1 protein-coding gene is annotated in these 1,886 nt (G+C 59.5%); it reads left to right on the forward strand.

Annotated elements, in window-relative coordinates; all coding sequences use genetic code 11:
• Nucleotides 1–1,403: hypothetical protein (locus tag Z052_RS14780; RefSeq protein ID WP_099289203.1), on the forward strand; the 1,403-nt coding region annotated here is incomplete at its 5' end.
• Nucleotides 1,404–1,886 lie beyond the last annotated feature (483 nt).

The raw sequence follows: 1,886 nt of genomic DNA on the forward strand, positions 1-1,886 counted from the left end.
GTCGCTCCTTGAGGAAGGGGCATTCTCGCCTCAATTCTGGTAAACCGGTGTACCTACTCGGAAAACTACTGAGCAACACCGCCGTCGGCGTTCTCACCGCAGCGGTACTCGCAGGCGCAGCGGTCGTCAACCACTCGATCTACGGGGTCGGTGCCACCGACCCAATTGCCATCAGCTGGCCAGTCTTTGTGATGGTCGTTCCACTTACCGTGTTTGTTGGCGCGGTCGCGATGCTGTTTGGCACGATCAATCTGCTCGCTGGAACCCTCGGTCGGATAGCGTACTTTTTCGGGGCCATCTTCTTGCTCTCCGCACAGTCGGCGCGTCCGGAAACGGCAGTCCCGGCCGCTGTCCCGACGACTGTGAAAGCGCTCGATATTGTCGGGCTCACCCTCGCGTACGATCTCACCTTCGAATCAATACAGGCCGCTGTGCCGGGATTCGAGAGTAGCTTCGCGAACTTCGGAACGGGTGGATCCAACGCGCAAACGTTCCGGTACGAGGGAGGCCCGTGGCCGGCGTGGTTCTTCGCTCAGCGATTGGGTACCGTCGCCGTCGGACTGGCCGTAACGCTTGTCGCGGCACTGCCGTTTAATTGGTTTCGGACGACCGGCGGGGTAGTGGAGAAGGTACGTCGGCGCCTCCCGCTCGACGAGACTCCCCCTGAGACTGCGACACAGACAGCGTCCAATCCACAAACTCCAACAGACACGGCTGATCCGGCTGTGTCCCCTTCGCCTGTTGGTGATGATGTCACGATTCCTCCGGTTACCCGTCGTGGTGCCGGCGGGTTTCGGCGCGTCCTCACGATGGAACTTCGTCGTCTCCTGCGTGGACAACCGCGTTGGTGGTATCTCGGTGCGGGGCTGTTGGCGGTCGTGCCAGCTGGAATCGCCCTCACTGGTGGTGGCACTGAGGGAGCTGCCCGGGGGCTGCTCTCGTTGGTCGCGGTCTGGCCACTCTTCGTTTGGTCACAGATCGGCTCACAGACCGCTCGTCATGGGATTCGCCCTCAAGTTCTCACGTCCGACTACCCGGTTGGCCAGCTTGTCGGCGAGTGGATTGCCGGCTGTTTAATCACCATCGTCGTCGGGGCCGGTGCGTTTGCGATCGCTGTGGCCACAGGAGGTCCCACCGCACTCATCGGAGTGACGGGTCTCGTCATCTTCCCGCCGTCGCTCGCACTCGCTGCTGGGTTATGGACTGGATCGCCTCGGCTGTTCGAAGCGTTGTATCTCGGACTTTGGTACATCGGTCCGCTCAACGGTGGATTCGTTGCTGACTTTGCCGGCGTCACCGCTCGGGGCACGTCGTTGGGAGTCCCGATTGTCTTCGCCGCCGTCGGTGTTGGTCTTGTTGTTGTCGCCGCACAGACACGACGGGTGTACACGAATCTGGGCTAGCTTCCTTCAAAAATTCGACGCAAGTTATCCTGGGCCCTCCTCTGATTACGAATGTTCTATTCTCTCTCACGCAACATCAACAGCGCCCACAATCCCCAGGTCGTTGGCACAGAGAGCGCAAGCCCATTCAACGGCGAATACACCACTGTTCCAATAGCGAACGTCGCCACCAACCAAACCAGCAGTGCCAGCTCTTTCGATTGTATCCCCCCCAGCATCCGGATAGGTACTGATGCGGTTGATTCAAAATTGTACTGTCGCGTTTCAGTGCCGGAAACGCAGGTCTGTAGTCCACTATCCTTCATCACCGAAACCGACCTTAACATCCTCCCTGACCTGAAAGGCGAGGTTTTCGCCCCGAATTTTCTGTCATGGAGAAACTGTCGTCGCCGGCGCTGGGTGTCCGGCGTCGCTACAGTTGACATCCTCCTCCGCGTAAACGCGGACGAATCCCCCGGCTTCAGCCCTGTCTCTTACCCATAA

The organism is Halorubrum sp. C191, assembly GCF_002727095.1.
GTDB classification, from domain to species: Archaea; Halobacteriota; Halobacteria; order Halobacteriales; family Haloferacaceae; genus Halorubrum; species Halorubrum ezzemoulense.